Source organism: Xanthomonas sp. BRIP62418 (genome assembly GCF_003993495.1).
Classification (GTDB): domain Bacteria; phylum Pseudomonadota; class Gammaproteobacteria; order Xanthomonadales; family Xanthomonadaceae; genus Xanthomonas; species Xanthomonas euroxanthea.
Map to the genome: position 1 here is coordinate 144,615 of NZ_QEZG01000027.1, position 16,057 is coordinate 160,671.

Below are 16,057 nucleotides of genomic sequence, written 5' to 3' on the forward strand. Positions count from 1 at the left end.
ACCAGGAGTGGCTGATCAAACGCAGCGAGCTGCACCGCAGTTGCGCAGCAGTTTCGAAAGCCGCTCCCAGCTGATCGACGAAAAACACGAAGAGGACTTCACCGTGATCGACAAGAATTTCCGTCTCTCCCCGCTGACCGGCGCCATCTTGATGATGGCGCTCGGTGCATCGGGCACGCTCGCTGCTGCCCCGCAACTGCTGGTCAAGGAACCGACCCAGGCAGCATCGGCCGGCGCTGCGTTCAGTAGCCGCCTGATCGTGCGCTACAAGGACAACACCGCCGCCGCGACCGATCGCGCCAGCAAGCTGAGCGCGGTGCAGGCCGCCGTCGGCCGTGTCGGTGCGAGCACTGGCGCACGCAGCAGCGCAGCCGCCGCCAAGGCGACGTATGTGCGCAAGCTCGGCATCGGCTCGGACCTGATCAAGCTGTCCAGCACGCTGACCACCGCACAGGTGGACAAGGTCGTGGTCGAGCTCAAGAACGACCCGTCCGTGGCCGACGTGCAGATCGACCGCATGCTGCGCCCGGTCGAGATCAAGAAGAGCCTCGCCGCCACCGACGTGAGCCCGCAGCTGGTGCCCAATGACCCGCTGTACGCGCAGTACCAGTGGCATCTGAGCAACCCCAACGGCGGCATCAATGCGCCGGCCGCATGGGATCTGTCGCAGGGCGCTGGCGTGGTGGTGGCGGTGCTGGATACCGGCATCCTGCCCGGCCATCCGGATTTTGCCGGCAACCTGCTGCAGGGTTACGACTTCATTACCGATGCAGAAGTCTCGCGTCGTCCGACCGACGCCCGGGTACCGGGCGCGCTGGATTACGGCGACTGGGAAGAGGCCGACAACGTCTGCTATGACGGCTCGGTGGCGCAGGAAAGCTCCTGGCACGGCACCCATGTCTCGGGCACCGTGGCCGAAGCGACCAATAACGGCGTCGGCATGGCCGGCGTGGCGCCGAAGGCGACCATCCTGCCGGTGCGCGTGCTCGGCCGTTGCGGTGGCTACACCTCCGACATCGCCGATGCGATCGTCTGGGCCTCCGGCGGTACGGTTGCTGGCGTGCCCGCCAACACCAACCCGGCCGAGGTCATCAACATGAGCCTGGGCGGCGGCGAGCCGTGCGATTCGGCCACCCAGCTGGCAATCAACGGCGCCGTCTCGCGCGGCACCACCGTGGTGGTGGCGGCCGGCAACAGCGGCGAAGACGCGGCCAACCATTCGCCGGCCAGCTGCAACAACACCATCACCGTGGGTGCCACGCGCATCACCGGCGGCATCACCTACTACTCCAACTACGGCAGCAAGGTGGACCTGTCCGGTCCGGGCGGCGGTGGCAGCGTGGACGGCAATCCGGGCGGCTACATCTGGCAGGCCGGTTATACCGGTGCGACCACGCCGACCTCGGGCACCTATACCTATATGGGACTAGGTGGCACCTCGATGGCATCGCCGCACGTGGCCGGTGTCGTCGCCCTGGTGCAGAGCGCGGCGATCGGCCTGGGCGATGGCCCGCTGACTCCGGCCGCAGTGGAAGCCCTGCTCAAGCAGACCAGCCGCCGCTTCCCGGTGACGCCGCCGGCCAGCACCCCGATCGGCAGCGGCATCGTCGATGCCAAGGCCGCGCTGGAAGCGGTGCTGGTGGAGCCCTGCGATCCGGCCACCGAAAGCTGCGCGCCGACCGCCATTGCCTTGACCAACAAGGCCCCGCTGACCGGCCTGAGTGGTACCGCCGGCAGCGCCACGCTGTACAGCTTCGAAGCCAAGGCCGGGGCCGTGCTCAGTTTCATGACCTACGGTGGCACCGGCGATGTGTCGGTGTACGTCAGCCATGAAGCCGAACCCAGCGCGACCAGTTACGACGCCAAGTCGACCCGCCCGGGCAACAGCGAAACCGTGCGTTTCACTGCTCCCAAGGCAGGCACCTACTACATCAAGCTGGTGGGCGCTGGCGACTACGCGAAGCTGACGCTCGTTGCACGACAGTAAGTAGGCAGATAGTGTGACCGATGCCCCCGGCCAATCACCGGGGGCATCGTTTTTCAGGGCGATTCAGATGCGTGCGGTTGATCGTCGCGGCAAACTGCTACAGTCGGCGCCGGACCAGTGGAGACGAGTGTGAACGCGGTTGCCGTCGATCCAATTGAGCATCGCAGTGCGGAGACGCGCATCGTCGAGGCGCTGCTCGAACGCCGTCGCCTGAAAGACACCGATCTGCTGCGCGCACGCCAGTTGCAGACCGAATCCGGCATGGGCCTGCTGGCCTTGCTCGGCCGTCTGGGCCTGGTATCCGAACGCGATCATGCCGAGACCTGCGCCGATGTGCTGGGTCTGCCGCTGGTGGACGCCCGCCAGCTCGGCGATACCCCGCCGGAGATGCTGCCGGAAGTGCAGGGGCTGTCGCTACGCTTCCTCAAGCAATTCCATCTGTGCCCGGTCGGCGAGCGCGATGGCCGGCTGGAGCTGTGGATCGCCGATCCCTACGATGATTACGCGATCGACGCGGTGCGGCTTGCCACCGGCTGTGCGCTATTCCTGCAGGTTGGCCTGCGCTCGGAAATCGACGATCTGATCGAGCGCTGGTACGGCCAGGGCCGCAGCGCGATGGGCACCATCGTGGAAACCGCCGATGGCGATGCCAACAGCAGCGACGATATCGAAGCGCTGCGCGACCTGGCGTCCGAGGCGCCGGTGATTCGCCTGGTGAACCTGGTGATCCAGCACGCGGTGGAGCTGCGCGCCTCGGACATCCATATCGAACCGTTCGAAAGCCGGCTCAAGGTGCGTTACCGCGTGGACGGTGTGCTGGTGGAAGGCGAAAGCCCGCCGGCCAAGCTCACCGCTGCGGTCATCAGCCGCATCAAGATCATGGCCAAGCTCAACATCGCCGAACGCCGGCTGCCGCAGGACGGCCGCATCATGCTGCGCGTGCAGGGCAAGGAGCTGGACCTGCGTGTCAGCACCGTGCCCACCGCGCACGGCGAGAGCGTGGTGATGCGCCTGCTCGATCGCGAGACGGTGGTGTTCGACTTCTACAAGCTCGGCTTCACCGAAGAGTTTCTGCCGCAGTTCCGCAAGGTGCTGGAGCAACCGCACGGCATCATGCTGGTGACCGGCCCGACCGGCTCGGGCAAGACCACCACGCTGTACACCGCATTGAGCCAGCTCAATACCTCTGACGTGAAGATCATCACCGTCGAAGACCCGGTGGAATACCAAATCGAAGGCATCAACCAGATCCAGGCCAAACCGCAGATCGGGCTGGATTTCGCCAACGCGCTGCGCAGCATCGTGCGCCAGGATCCGGACATCATCATGATCGGCGAAATGCGCGATCTGGAAACCGCACGCATCGCGATCCAGTCCGCGCTCACCGGCCATCTGGTGCTGTCCACGCTGCACACCAACAATGCGGCCGGCGGCATCACCCGCCTGCTCGACATGGGCGTGGAGGATTATCTGCTCACCTCCACCATCAACGGCATCCTGGCGCAGCGGCTGGTGCGCAAACTCGACCTGGCCAACGCCGAGCGCTATCCGGCATCGCCGGAAGAAGTCGAACGCTTCAACCTGCGCCGGCTGCAGCCGGACGGAGAGATCTACCTGTATCGCCCGCGCGCCTCTGCCGCCGCGCCGACCGGTTACCTCGGCCGCACCACCATCGTCGAATTCCTGGTCATGAACGACGAATTGCGGCGCGCGGTGATGCGTCGCGCCGGCATGGGCGAGATCGAGCAACTGGCCCGCAAGGCCGGCATGCGCACCATGTACGAAGACGGCCTGTCCAAGGCCTTGCGCGGCGAAACCACCATCGAAGAAGTGCTGCGCGTGACGGAGGATGCGTGAGAGTCAACGGAGCCACAACGAGCATCGGATGCTCAGGATCGGAAGATAACCAAGGCAGCGTCGTGGCACTGCGGTACGCGCACGCGCAGATGCGCGCAGTCGCGCCAACACAGCGCAGCACCCTGCTTTGCCCGATTCCCGATTCCCGATTCCCCACTCCCGGCCTTCCAGCCTGATGCCCCTGTACCGCTACAAGGCGCTCGACGCCCACGGCGAAATGCTCGATGGCCAGATGGAAGCGGCCAGCGATGCCGACGTGGCCCTGCGCCTGCAGGAGCAGGGCCACCTGCCGGTGGAAACACGCCTGGCCACCGGCGAAAACGACTCGCCGTCGCTGCGCATGCTGTTGCGCAAGAAGCCGTTCGACAACGCCGCGCTGGTGCAGTTCACCCAGCAGTTGTCCACGCTGATCGGTGCCGGCCAGCCTTTGGATCGCGCGTTGTCGATCCTGATGGATCTGCCCGAAGACGACAAAAGCCGGCGCGTGATCGGCGATGTGCGCGACACCGTGCGTGGCGGCGCGCCGCTGTCCTCGGCGCTGGAACGCCAGCACGGGCTGTTTTCCAAGCTCTACATCAACATGGTGCGCGCCGGCGAAGCCGGCGGCAGCATGCAGGACACGCTGCGACGCCTGGCCGACTACCTGGAGCGCAGCCGCGCGCTGCGCGGCAAGGTGATCAACGCGTTGATCTATCCGGCGATCCTGCTGGCGGTGGTCGGCTGCGCGCTGCTGTTCCTGCTCGGCTATGTGGTGCCGCAGTTCGCGCAGATGTACGAAAGCCTGGATGTGGCCTTGCCGTGGTTCACCCAGGCGGTGTTGAGCGTAGGCCTGCTGGTGCGCGACTGGTGGGTGGTATTGATCGTGGTGCCGGGCGTACTGGGGCTGTGGCTGGATCGCAAACGCCGCAATGCCGCCTTCCGTGCCGCGCTGGACGAATGGTTGCTGCGGCAGAAAGTGGTCGGCAGCCTGATCGCGCGCCTGGAAACCGCACGGCTGACGCGTACCCTGGGCACCTTGTTGCGCAACGGCGTGCCGCTGCTGGCGGCAATCGGCATTGCGCGCAACGTGATGTCCAATCTGGCATTGGTCGAGGATGTCGATGCCGCCGCCGACGACGTCAAGAACGGCCATGGCCTGGCGATGGCGCTGGCACGCGGCAAGCGCTTCCCGCGCCTGGCCCTGCAGATGATCCAGGTCGGCGAAGAATCGGGCGCGCTGGATACGATGCTGCTCAAGACCGCCGACACCTTCGAGCTGGAAACCGCGCAGGCCATCGACCGCGCGCTGGCCGCGCTGGTGCCGCTGATCACGCTGGTGCTGGCCTCGGTGGTGGGGCTTGTCATCATCTCGGTGCTGGTACCGCTGTATGACCTGACCAATGCCATCGGATAACGTGGCGGTGGATTCACAACAACGTTCCGGTGACCGCGCGACACCCATGCGGGAACCATTGCAATGGCCGCTGTGTCATCTTCTGGCGGCAGCATCTTTCATCGACGTGCAAGGAAATCGTTCATGATCAAGCGCTCCATCACCCGTAGCCCATCGCGTGCAGGCCAGGCCGGCATGAGCCTGCTGGAAATCATCATCGTCATCGTCCTGATCGGCGCGGTGCTGACCCTGGTCGGCAGCCGTGTACTCGGTGGTGCCGATCGCGGCAAGGCCAATCTGGCCAAGTCGCAGATCCAGACCCTGGCCGGCAAGATCGAGAATTTCCAGCTCGACACCGGCAAGTTGCCGAGCAAGCTCGATGACCTGGTCACCCAGCCCGGCGGCAGCAGCGGCTGGCTGGGCCCGTACGCCAAGCCGGCCGAACTCAACGACCCGTGGGGCCACACCATCGAATACCGCGCGCCCGGTGATGGCCAGCCGTTCGATCTGATCAGCCTGGGCAAGGACGGCCGCCCCGGTGGCAGCAGTTACGACGCGGACATCAAGTACCAATAAGCCGCTCGCCATGCGCGTTGCGTGTCAGCCGTTGCGTCATCCGCATGGAGTGGTCGGCCCTGGTCGCACACGCACGCGTGGCAGTTCGTTGCTGGAGATGCTGCTGGTCATCGCCCTGATCGCGATGGCCGGTGTGCTGGCCGCCGCAGCGCTCAACGGCGGGATCGACGGCATGCGCCTGCGCACCGCCGGCAAGGCGATCGCCTCGCAGCTGCGCTATACGCGCACGCAGGCGATCGCCACCGGCACGCCGCAGCGCTTTCTGATCGACCCGCAGCAGCGCCGCTGGGAAGCACCCGGCGGCCATCACGGCGATCTGCCGGCGTCGCTGGAGGTGCGTTTCACCGGTGCTCGGCAGGTGCAGTCGCGGCAGGATCAGGGCGCCATCCAGTTCTTCCCCGATGGCGCCTCCACCGGCGGGCGCATCGATCTGCGCGTCAAGGACGCCACCTGGCGCGTGGACGTGGGCTGGATCACCGGCGAAGTGCGTTCCGGGCAGTTGCGGACGCCGGCGCCATGAAGCGCCAGCGCGGTTACACGCTGATCGAGGTGATCGTCGCCTTTGCGTTGCTGGCGCTGGCATTGAGCCTGTTGCTGGGATCGCTGTCCGGTGCCGCGCGTCAGGTGCGCGCGGCCGACGACAGCACGCGCGCCACCTTGCATGCGCAATCGTTGCTGGCGGCGCAGGGCATGGACAAACCGCTGGTGCCCGAGCAGCAGCAAGGCACGTTCGAGGACGGGCATTTCCGCTGGTCGATGGATGTGCGCCCGTACGACGAGCCGCGGCGCAATCCGCAGGCGCCGGTGTCCCCCGGCGCACACACGCTGCTGCAGCTGACCCTGGTGGTGCGCTGGGGCGAGCAACCCAACCAGGTGTTGCAGTGGCGCACCTTGCGGCTGGTCGCGGCGGCGCAACCGGGCAGCGCGCCATGAGTCGGCCGCGTAGTGCCGGGTTCACCTTGATCGAAGTGTTGCTGGCGACGATGTTGCTGGTGGGCGGGCTGGCATTGGCGTTTGCCACCTTGCGCTCGGCCAGCGCGGTGAGCCAGCGCGGCGAGGCGATCGCCCAGCGCAGCGAGCGCGTGCGTGCGGTGGAGGAATTCCTGCGCCGGCGGCTGGCGGCGGCACTGCCGATCGCGATGGGCATCGACCCGCAGAGTCAGCAGCCGATGCTGTTCATCGGCGAGGCGCAGCGCATGCGGTTTGCCGCCGATGTGCCGGATTACCTGGGCCGCGGCGGGCCGTATCTGCACGATCTGTCGGTGGCCGGCGATGGCGAGCAGCGCACCCTGCGGATCGCATTGACCATGCTGCAATCGGGCAAGCCGATTGAGGAGGGCACCACGCTGCCGCCGGAAACACTTGCCGACGACGTGCAGCAGGTGAGCTTCCGGTATCGCGGCATGGATCCGCAGAGCGGCCGCCTCAGCGCGTGGTTGCCGCAGTGGGAATGGCACGACCGCCTGCCGTTGCTGGTGCGCATCGAGATCCGTAGCGGCGGTGCCGCCTGGCCGCCGCTGGTGGTGGCCCTGCCGCAATCCAGCAACCCGGGAGCGGGGCAATGAGCGCGATGCGCGGTGCCGCACTGGTGTTGGTGCTATGGCTGATTGCGCTGCTCACCGCGATGATCGGCGCATTCGCGCTGACCGCGCGGGTGGAAGCGCTGCAGGGCAGCATGCTGCGCAACGGCGCGCAGGCGCAGGAATGCGCGCGCTCCGGGCTGGAATACGCGTTATCCCGCCTGCAGAGCACCGACACCCAGGCACGCTGGCTTGCAGACGGGCGGCGCTATCGTTGGCAGATGGACGATGCCACGGTGGAGATCCGCATCACCGACGAAAGCGGCAAGGTGGACTTGAACATGGCCGAGCCCGCGCTGCTGGCCGGCCTGATGCGCGCGGTCGGTGCCGAACAGGGCCGCGATACGCGCATTGCCGGCGCCATCGTCGACTGGCGCGACGGCGACTCGCTGAGCCAGCCCGGGGGGGGCGCAGAAGATCGCGATTACGCCGATGCCGGATTGCCGTACGGTGCCAAGGATGGCCCGTTCGAAACGCTGGGCGAGTTGCGCCTGGTGCTGGGCATGGATGGCGAGCTGTATCGCAAGCTGTTGCCCAACCTCACCCTGTACAGCGGCCGCTCGCGTCCCGAGGCGCGCTTTGCGCCCGGCCCGGTGCTGACCGCGATGGGCCTGGATGCGCGGCAACTGCTGGCCCAGCGTGACGCGCCGCCGGGTTTGCCGGGCAGCGAGGCGACGGTCGGTGGGTCGGACACTTATAGTATCGAGAGCCGGGCGCGACTGAGTCAGGGACGCGAGGCCGTGTTGCGGGCAGTCGTCTCCACCAGTGCGTCCGCATTACCTGGGTCGGCGTATACCGTGTTGCGTTGGGAAGAGGGAGCAGCAGTGCAATGACCGCATGGCGGGATACCTTGGGTCGTATCGGCGTACGCGCCATGCCGGGCGCCGGAGGCTTCTGGCGTTGGTGGCAGCAATCGCTGCTGGCCTGGCTGCCGCAGCGCTGGCAATGGCAGTTGGGCCTGTCGCCGTCGCGGCTGCTGTTGCAGCCCGATGGGCAGGCGTTGCAGTTGCTGCGTCAGCGCGACCACAGCAGCGAGGCCATCGCCAGCCTGCCATGGCCGGTGCAGCCGCAGGAGGTCAATGCCTTGCTGCCCACCGCGCTGGAGGGCCTGCCGCGGCATTGGCTGCTGCCGGCCGCGCATGCCTTGCGTCGCCCGTTGCGCCTGCCTGCTGCGGCAGCGGCGCGCCTGCAGGACGTGGCGCGCTTCGAGATCGACCGGCAAACCCCGTTCACCGCCGACCAGGTGTACTTCGATGCGCGCGTGCTGGACGTACGCGAAGACGGCCAGCTCGATGCCGAACTGGTGGTGGTGCCGCGACGCATGATCGATGGCCCCGACGGCGTGCCCGACGCATGGACCAGCGCCTTGTCCGGCATCGATGTTGCCGACGCGCAGGGCCTGCCATTGGGTGTGAACCTGCTGCCACCGGCGCGCCGGCTGCGGCGCAGCGACCCGATGCAGCGCTGGAACCTGTTGCTCGCGGCCGCCGCACTGGTGTTGCTGGCCGTGGCCGGCTGGCTGCTGCTGGACAACCGCCGCCAGGCCGCCGACGACCTGCGTGCCAAGGTGCAGGCCAACGCCGCGCGTGCGCGCCAGGTTGCCGCCGAACGCCAGCAATTGCTGGATCTGGTCGAAGGTGCAAACTTCTTCCAGCAGCAGCGCGCCACCCGCCCGACCTCGGTGGAAATCTGGGACGAGCTGAGCCGGCGCCTGCCCGGTGGGACCTATCTGGAAAAATTCTCGGTCGAAGGCGGGCAATTGCAGTTGATCGGGTTGAGCAACGAAGCCTCTTCGCTGGTGCGGCGTCTGGAAGGCTCGCCGCTGTGGCGCACGCCCTCGCTGACCGGCGTGCTGCAGAGCGATGCCGGCCGCAACGTCGACCGCTTCACCATCACCGCCGAACTGGCCGGCCCCGATGCCAAGGAGGCGGCCGATGCCACGCAACGTTAAGCGCGATCGCTGGATCGCTTTGGGCCTGCTGCTGCTGGTGATCGGCGTGGCCTATCTGGTGCTGGTGCACCCCTGGTTCACCCAGCCGATGATCGCCGTGCAGGACGAGCTGCAGGCGCTGCGCGAACGCGAGCTGCGCGTGCGCGTGCAGCTGCAGCAGGCGCCGGAAGTCAGCAAACGGCTACACCAGGCGCGCCAGACCCTGGAAAGCCGCCCGGGCTTCCTGCCGGAAACCTCGGCCGAACTGGCATCGGCCGGCCTGGTGCAGCGGCTGGAACGCGCGGTGGTGGAAGCCAGCCCCGGCAACCGCAGCTGCGCGATCAGCAACCGCTCGCCGCTGCAGCCGGAAAGCAAGGACCGCTTCACCCGCGTTGCGGTGCAGGTGCGCCTGCGCTGCGGCACGCCGGAGCTGGCCTCGGTGCTGTACAGCCTGGAAAACGGCACCCCGCGCCTGTTCGTGGACAATCTCAACGTGATGGCGCAGCGCTATCAACTTTCGCCCAACGAAAGCGGCAACGGCCTGGATATCGCCTTCGAGCTGGCCGGCTATCTGCGCCCGGGCGCCAGCGCCGCGCCGTTGAACACCGACGCGGCGCCCGCCGCCCCCGACGCTGCGGAGGCCGGCAATGCGCCTTGACATGATCGGCCTGCGCACCTGGCTGCTGGCCACCGTGGTCGGCTGGGCGCTGCTGGTATGCATACTGGCCGTGGCCGGGCTGGGCAAGCGCGTGGAGTTGCTGCCGGACGACCCGGCACTGGTGCAGCGCCTGCCCACGCTGCCGGCACCGGCCCCGGAACGGCTGGGCGCATTCGAAAAATATTCGGAGATCGCCGCGCATCCGGCCTTCGCCGAAGACCGCCTGCCGCATCCGTTCTTCCTGTCCGGCAACGACGGCAGCAGCGCTGCCTCGACGGTGCGCCTGACCGGTGTGCTGCTGACGGACAACTTCAAGATGGCCACGCTGACGCTGGACCCGCAGGATTCGGTGCGTGTGCAACTGGGCGGCGAGACGGTCAAGGGCTGGCGCCTGCTCGCCCTGCAGCCGCGCAGCGCAACCATCGAGGGCCCCGGCGGCACTCAGACACTGGAGTTGCATGTGTTCAACGGCCTGGGCGGGCAGCCACCCACCGCCAATGCGGGCGCGCGCGCCGCTGCCGGCGCCATCCCGCCGTTACCCTCGCCCGATGCCGCCGCCGTTGCGCCGACGCAACCGCCGCAGACCCAGCCCGCCGCGCAGCCACAGCAGCCCGGCGGGCAGACACCGCCGACGGTGCCGCCGCAGCGCAGCGATGGCGCTCAGGAAGCCCCACGCCCCTCCGACGATCAGATGCGCGCCATCCGCGAACGTATCGAAGCCCGACGCCGCCAGCTGCAACAGCAGCGCCAGAGCGGCTCTACCCCCGGTCAGACCCAATGAGTGAACGCATGACGCAGCGCCTGTTTCCCGTGTCCCTGCTGATCGGCCTGCTGGCCGGTTGCGCCTCCACGCCGCCGCCGGAGGTGCGCCGCGACGCGCGCCTGGACCCGCAAGTCGGCGCTGCCGGCGCCACCCAGACCAGCGCCGAGCAACGCGCCGAGGGCAATGCCAGCGCCAAGCCCACCCCGGTGATCCGGCGGGGCAGCGGCACCATGATCAACCAGAGCGCGGCGAGCGCGCCGGCACCGACGCTGGGCATGGCCAGCAGCGGCAGCGCCACCTTCAACTTCGAAGGCGAGTCGGTGCAGGCGGTGGTCAAGGCGATCCTGGGCGACATGCTCGGGCAGAACTACGTCATCGCCCCCGGCGTGCAGGGCACCGTGACCCTGGCCACGCCCAATCCGGTCTCGCCGGCGCAGGCCTTGAACCTGCTGGAAATGGTGCTGGGCTGGAATAACGCGCGCATGGTGTTCAGCGGGGGCCGTTACAACATCGTGCCGGCCGACCAGGCGCTGGCCGGCACCGTCGCGCCCAGCACCGCATCGGCCTCGGCCGCGCGCGGCTTCGAGGTGCGCGTGGTGCCGTTGAAGTTCATCTCCGCCAGCGAAATGAAGAAGGTGCTGGAGCCGTACGCGCGCCCCAACGCCATCGTCGGTACCGATCCCTCGCGCAACGTGATCACCCTGGGCGGCACCCGCGCCGAGCTGGAAAACTACCTGCGCACCGTGCAGATCTTCGACGTGGACTGGCTGTCGGGCATGTCGGTGGGCGTGTTCCCGATCCAGTCCGGCAAGGCCGAAAAGGTTTCTGCAGATCTGGAAAAGGTCTTCGGCGAACAGAGCAAGACGCCCAGTGCCGGCATGTTCCGCTTCATGCCGCTGGAGAACGCCAACGCGGTGCTGGTGATCACCCCGCAACCGCGCTACCTGGACCAGATCCAGCAGTGGCTGGACCGCATCGACAGCGCCGGTGGCGGCGTGCGGCTGTTCTCGTATGAGTTGAAGTACATCAAGGCCAAGGACCTGGCCGACCGCCTGTCGGAGGTGTTCGGCGGCCGCGGCAACAACGGCGACTCCAATGCTTCGCTGGCGCCGGGCGCGGAAACCAGCGTGCTGGGTGGGCAGCTGGGCAATCGCGACAGCAGCATGGGCGGCAGCTCGGGCATGACCGGCGGCAGCGTCGGCGAAAGCAGCGATGGCAGCTCCTCCGGCAGCAGCTTCGGTGGCAGCAGCAGCAGTGGCAGCAGTAGCGGTGGGCTGGGCAACGGCAGCCTGCAGCTGTCGCCGCGCAGCAACGGCAATGGCGCGGTGACGCTGGAGGTGGAAGGCGACAAGGTCGGCGTGTCGGCGGTGGCCGAAACCAATACCTTGCTGGTGCGTTCCACCCCGCAGGCATGGACCTCCATCCGCGACGTCATCGAAAAGCTCGACGTGATGCCGATGCAGGTGCATATCGAGGCGCAGGTGGCTGAGGTGAATTTGACCGGTGCGCTGAGTTACGGCGTTAACTGGTATTTTGAAAATGCAGTAAATGCACCGGCAACCGCGACCGATGGCGGTCTGACCAATGGAACGGGCATCGGTCTGGGAGCTGGTCTTGCAAATGCAGCGGGACGTAACATCTGGGGTGACATCGCCGGGAAAGTCGGTAGTGGAGGGGTTGCTTGGAGTTTTCTAGGGAAAAACGCTGCTGCGATTATCACTGCGCTCGATCAAGTAACTAACGTTCGCCTGCTGCAGACGCCTTCTGTGTTTGTGCGCAACAATGCCGAAGCGACGCTCAATGTCGGTTCGCGTATTGCCATCAATTCGACGTCCATCAATACCGGGCTTGGTAGCGACAGCAGCTTCTCTTCGGTGCAATACATCGACACCGGTGTGATCCTGAAAGTACGGCCGCGCGTCACGAAAGACGGCATGGTATTTCTAGATATCGTGCAGGAGGTTAGTAGTCCAGAGAATCGCCCTGCTGCTTGTCTTTCTGCGACAGCAACAGTCAATGCGGCTGCCTGCAATGTCGATATCAACACGCGTCGCGTCAAGACAGAAGCAGCCGTGCAGAGTGGTGACACCATCATGTTGGCGGGCTTGATCGACGACAGCACAACTGACGGTAGCGACGGTGTGCCGTTCCTGAGTAAATTGCCGGTGGTCGGCGCTCTGTTCGGGACAAAGACCAAAGATTCTCGTCGCCGCGAAGTCATCGTGCTGATCACCCCGTCGATCGTGCGCAACCCGCAGGAAGCGCGCAATCTCACCGACGAATACGGCCAGAAGTTCAAGGCCATGGAGCCGCTGAAGCCCAGCCAGAAGCCGCAATGAGTGCGGCGTTGCCCGTCGTGCTGGTGCCGGTCGGCACCGACGACGAGGCCCTGGATGCCTGCCTGGGCGCACTGGATGCCGCCACGCCCGCCGGCACGCGGGTGTGGCTGGCCGACGACGCGCAGGCCGGCCCGCGTGGCCGCGCGGTGATCGCACACTGGCTGGCGCGCACGCGGCTGCAGGCGCATCACACACGGCGCCAGCGCATGCTCGGCGAGGTCGCGCATCTGGACGAAATGCTCAGCGCCTGCGGCGATGCCGACGTGGTGGTGCTGGGTGTGGATGCCTGCCCGCTGCCGGGTTGGTTGAATCAACTCGATGCCTGTTTTGCGCGCGATGCGGCGATTGCCACCGCCACCCCGTGGAGCAATGTAGGCGAAGCCTGTGCCTGGCCACGCCTGGGCGAACTCAATCCACTGCCGGCCGCGCCGGAGCGACTCGCCGCTGCGTGTGCGGCGATGCCGCCGCTGCATCCGGAACTGCCATCGGCGATCGGCCACGCGGTGCTGCTGCGCGGCAGCGCACGGCGCAAGGCCGGCGGCCTGGATGCCAGCAGCTATGGCTCCTGGTATGCGGCACTGGTGGACCTGAGTCTGCGCATGGCGGGGCTGGGATGGCGCAACGTGCTGTGCGATACCGCCTTTGTCGCCTCGCCACACGAAGGCCGCCCGGCCGATGGCGACATGGATGCACTGGCCACGCGCTGGCCGGCCTGGCACGCACGCCTGGCCAACTTCCTGATGCACGACCCGCTACGTGCGCAGCGCGATCAACTCGCGCAGCTGCTCGCCGACCTGCCGCCGCCGGACCCGCAGCGCACGCTGTTCGACGCGTAGAACAGCTGCCAAAGCGGCATGCTCACCGTCAGGCGGGCGCAGCCGGTGTTCGATGGACTTGTGCAGTGCAGTTCTTGAGCGCTGTCCTATGCAACCTGACGACTGCTTGCCGTGCGGTGAGTGCAGTGGCTTGTCGGCCGTATGCTGGTAGATGCTATCGGGAGTCCAGGTCAAACGCCGAGGGGGTCGAGGGCGCGGTGCCCTCACCGCTCGCGGGACACGCCGTGAACCCGTCCCTGGGGGCTCGGTGGCGGCATCCATGCCGCCACACGGTCCCGCAATCGGCGAGGACACCGCACCGGAGAGTGAGTCGGTTGCTTTGTTGAAAACATGCACACCGACCATCTCGACTGGTCCTTGCCCGCCCACCGTCGCGGGACCTTACGCGGCATGGATGCCGCGTAAGAGCCTCCATGGACGGATTCACGGCGTGTCCCGCGATGGTGGGCGGGCAAGGGCCCTGCAGCCAGGCCGCAGTGCAATGACTGACGTGACGTCGTCTTGTTAGCCGCTCAAGAAGCCGACCGCATCGGTGCCTCGGTGCGTACCACCACCTCCAGCGCGTCGTGGCGCCAGGATTCGATATCCAGCTCCACCGCGCGGCCGTCTTCGGCGTAGCTGATCCGCTGCAGCCGGAAGCAGGGCGTGCCGGTGGTGGACTGCAGCAACAGGGCTTGCGCGGCGTCCAGCCCGGCCGGATGCATCGACAACTGCGCGCGGCTCAGGAACAGCCCGAGTTTCCGGTTGAACACGCTCGACAGCGAACCGGCCAGGTCGTGGTCCAGCAGGCCCGGCGCCCAGGCAGCCAGCACCACGTTGGTTTCCAGCAGCACCGCGCGGCGGTCGATCCAGCGCCGGCGTTGCAGCACGAAGACCTCTTCGTAGGGCGTCTGCAGCCGTAGCGCCGCCGCGTAGGCAGCGCCCGCCGCCTGGCGGGTGGCACTCAACAGCTCGGTGCGCGGCTTGCGCCCCTGCGCCGCCACGTACTGCATGAAACCGGCGATGCTGGTGGGGTCGTAACGCACGCGCGGTGCGCTGACGAACCAGCCGCGCCGGTTCTCGCGGTAGATGCGTCCCTGCGCTTCCAGTTGCTGCAAGGCCTCACGCAAGGTGATGCGGGTGCAGCCGAAGCGTTCGGCAAGCTCGCGCTCGACCGGCAGGCGCTGGTCAGGACCCCATTCGCCGGCGGCGATCTGCGCGGAGACAATTTCGGTGATGGCGTGCTGGCGCGGTGCGCTCATGCGGCGATCCGCCGGTGGTGGCCGCAGCGCCTGTGCAAGACAGTTGGGTGAGAGAGGTACATGCGGCGATGGTAAAGAAGAACGCGCCCGCAAACCGCAGGTGGCTCAGGCAACGCCTGCCGGGTTCTGCTGCTGTTGGGCTTTCCAGCTACGCCATCCATACACCGCAAGCCCCACGAAACCGGCGTAGAGCAGGGCGGTGGGGTATAGCCCTTTGCTCAGGAACACGCCTACGTAAATGCAATCGAGCACGATCCAGAGCACCCAGTTGGCGATGCGTTTGCGCGCGGCCCACACGCTGGCGACCAGGCTGAAACTGGCCAGCGCCGCATCCAGCCACGGCAGCGTGGCATCGGTACGGTGATGCATGTAGGCACCGAGCGCCGCAGCGAACGCCGCGCCGATGCATAGCGATAGCCACAGTTCCGCAGCCGGCATCGGCAGCGGGCGAATCCGCGTTTCTGCAGCGGCACCGCGTTGCCAGTGCCACCATCCGTACAGCTGGGTCAGCACATAGACCCCTTGCAGCAGCATGTCCGAATACAGTTTCCACTGATAGAACAGCCAGGCATACAGCGCCACCGCCACGATGCCGACCGGCCAGCACCAGCGAATGCGCCGCGCGGTCAGCCACACGCCCAGCAGGTTGATCACGACGGCGGTGGATTCGAGCAACGACATGCAATGCCTGATGGAAAGTGGACAGCGGTGGGAGAGGTGCAAGCCGTACAAAACAGCGGTGCGGTCGGACGTGGATGCTGCGCGGTGCCCCGAATCTGCATGCGATGGAAACGCGATAGCGCTCTCACCGCTGAGTCCCTGCCTTCAACTGGTGCCTGCTGTTTTCAGCCATTGCCTCAAACACGCACAAACACGGCTGACTCGCTTCGACGTCCTTCTCCCGCCTGCGGGGGAAGG

15 protein-coding genes are annotated in these 16,057 nt (G+C 66.9%); 13 read left to right on the plus strand and 2 right to left on the minus strand.

All coding sequences use genetic code 11. The features are described 5' to 3' along the window. Positions 1-103 precede the first annotated feature (103 nt). From EO174_RS04895 to EO174_RS04955, 13 genes are all read left to right on the plus strand, one after another. Entirely contained in the window at positions 104-1,987 is a 1,884-nt protein-coding gene (locus EO174_RS04895; protein WP_104585978.1) for a diffusible signal factor-reguated S8 family serine peptidase, read from the plus strand. A 129-nt stretch (positions 1,988-2,116) separates the two neighbouring features. Then, positions 2,117-3,844, plus strand: a complete 1,728-nt coding sequence (gene gspE, locus EO174_RS04900) for a type II secretion system ATPase GspE (RefSeq protein WP_164740086.1) — start codon at positions 2,117-2,119, stop codon at positions 3,842-3,844. A gap of 175 nt (positions 3,845-4,019) precedes the next feature. Further along, complete coding sequence (locus tag EO174_RS04905; protein WP_126942679.1) at positions 4,020-5,237, plus strand: type II secretion system F family protein; 1,218 nt, start codon at positions 4,020-4,022, stop codon at positions 5,235-5,237. A gap of 123 nt (positions 5,238-5,360) precedes the next feature. Then, positions 5,361-5,792: a type II secretion system major pseudopilin GspG gene (gene gspG / locus EO174_RS04910; protein WP_024939118.1), complete on the plus strand. Its 432-nt coding sequence runs from the start codon at positions 5,361-5,363 to the stop codon at positions 5,790-5,792. 10 nt (positions 5,793-5,802) lie between these two features. After that, entirely contained in the window at positions 5,803-6,312 is a 510-nt protein-coding gene (locus EO174_RS04915; RefSeq protein ID WP_119131815.1) for a GspH/FimT family pseudopilin, read from the plus strand. Next, positions 6,309-6,725 (plus strand): prepilin-type N-terminal cleavage/methylation domain-containing protein, encoded by a 417-nt coding sequence (locus tag EO174_RS04920; RefSeq protein ID WP_115050127.1) that lies wholly within the window; start codon positions 6,309-6,311, stop codon positions 6,723-6,725. The genes EO174_RS04915 and EO174_RS04920 overlap by 4 nt, the downstream gene beginning before the upstream one ends. Continuing rightward, positions 6,722-7,357: a type II secretion system protein J gene (locus tag EO174_RS04925; RefSeq protein ID WP_104585580.1), complete on the plus strand. Its 636-nt coding sequence runs from the start codon at positions 6,722-6,724 to the stop codon at positions 7,355-7,357. The genes EO174_RS04920 and EO174_RS04925 overlap by 4 nt, the downstream gene beginning before the upstream one ends. Then, positions 7,354-8,205: a type II secretion system protein GspK gene (locus EO174_RS04930; protein WP_126942682.1), complete on the plus strand. Its 852-nt coding sequence runs from the start codon at positions 7,354-7,356 to the stop codon at positions 8,203-8,205. Before EO174_RS04925 ends, EO174_RS04930 begins: the two co-directional genes overlap by 4 nt. Further along, complete coding sequence (locus EO174_RS04935; RefSeq protein ID WP_115677920.1) at positions 8,202-9,323, plus strand: PilN domain-containing protein; 1,122 nt, start codon at positions 8,202-8,204, stop codon at positions 9,321-9,323. The genes EO174_RS04930 and EO174_RS04935 overlap by 4 nt, the downstream gene beginning before the upstream one ends. Then, positions 9,307-9,960 (plus strand): type II secretion system protein GspM, encoded by a 654-nt coding sequence (gspM, locus tag EO174_RS04940; RefSeq protein WP_126942685.1) that lies wholly within the window; start codon positions 9,307-9,309, stop codon positions 9,958-9,960. The genes EO174_RS04935 and gspM overlap by 17 nt, the downstream gene beginning before the upstream one ends. Then, positions 9,950-10,741, plus strand: a complete 792-nt coding sequence (gene xpsN, locus EO174_RS04945; protein ID WP_126942688.1) for a type II secretion system protein XpsN — start codon at positions 9,950-9,952, stop codon at positions 10,739-10,741. The genes gspM and xpsN overlap by 11 nt, the downstream gene beginning before the upstream one ends. Beyond that, complete coding sequence (gene gspD, locus EO174_RS04950; RefSeq protein WP_126942691.1) at positions 10,738-13,062, plus strand: type II secretion system secretin GspD; 2,325 nt, start codon at positions 10,738-10,740, stop codon at positions 13,060-13,062. Before xpsN ends, gspD begins: the two co-directional genes overlap by 4 nt. Further along, positions 13,059-13,898, plus strand: a complete 840-nt coding sequence (locus EO174_RS04955; RefSeq protein WP_126942694.1) for a glycosyltransferase — start codon at positions 13,059-13,061, stop codon at positions 13,896-13,898. Before gspD ends, EO174_RS04955 begins: the two co-directional genes overlap by 4 nt. Positions 13,899-14,410: 512 nt before the next feature. On the opposite strand, the gene EO174_RS04965 is transcribed toward EO174_RS04955, so the two are convergent. Both EO174_RS04965 and pnuC read right to left on the minus strand, forming a co-directional pair. Further along, positions 14,411-15,139 (minus strand): UTRA domain-containing protein, encoded by a 729-nt coding sequence (locus EO174_RS04965; protein WP_126942697.1) that lies wholly within the window; start codon positions 15,137-15,139, stop codon positions 14,411-14,413. 105 nt (positions 15,140-15,244) lie between these two features. Then, the gene (pnuC, locus tag EO174_RS04970) at positions 15,245-15,820 is read right to left on the minus strand and encodes a nicotinamide riboside transporter PnuC (protein ID WP_104598297.1); all 576 of its coding nucleotides are present in this window, start codon (positions 15,818-15,820) and stop codon (positions 15,245-15,247) included. Positions 15,821-16,057: the final 237 nt, after the last annotated feature.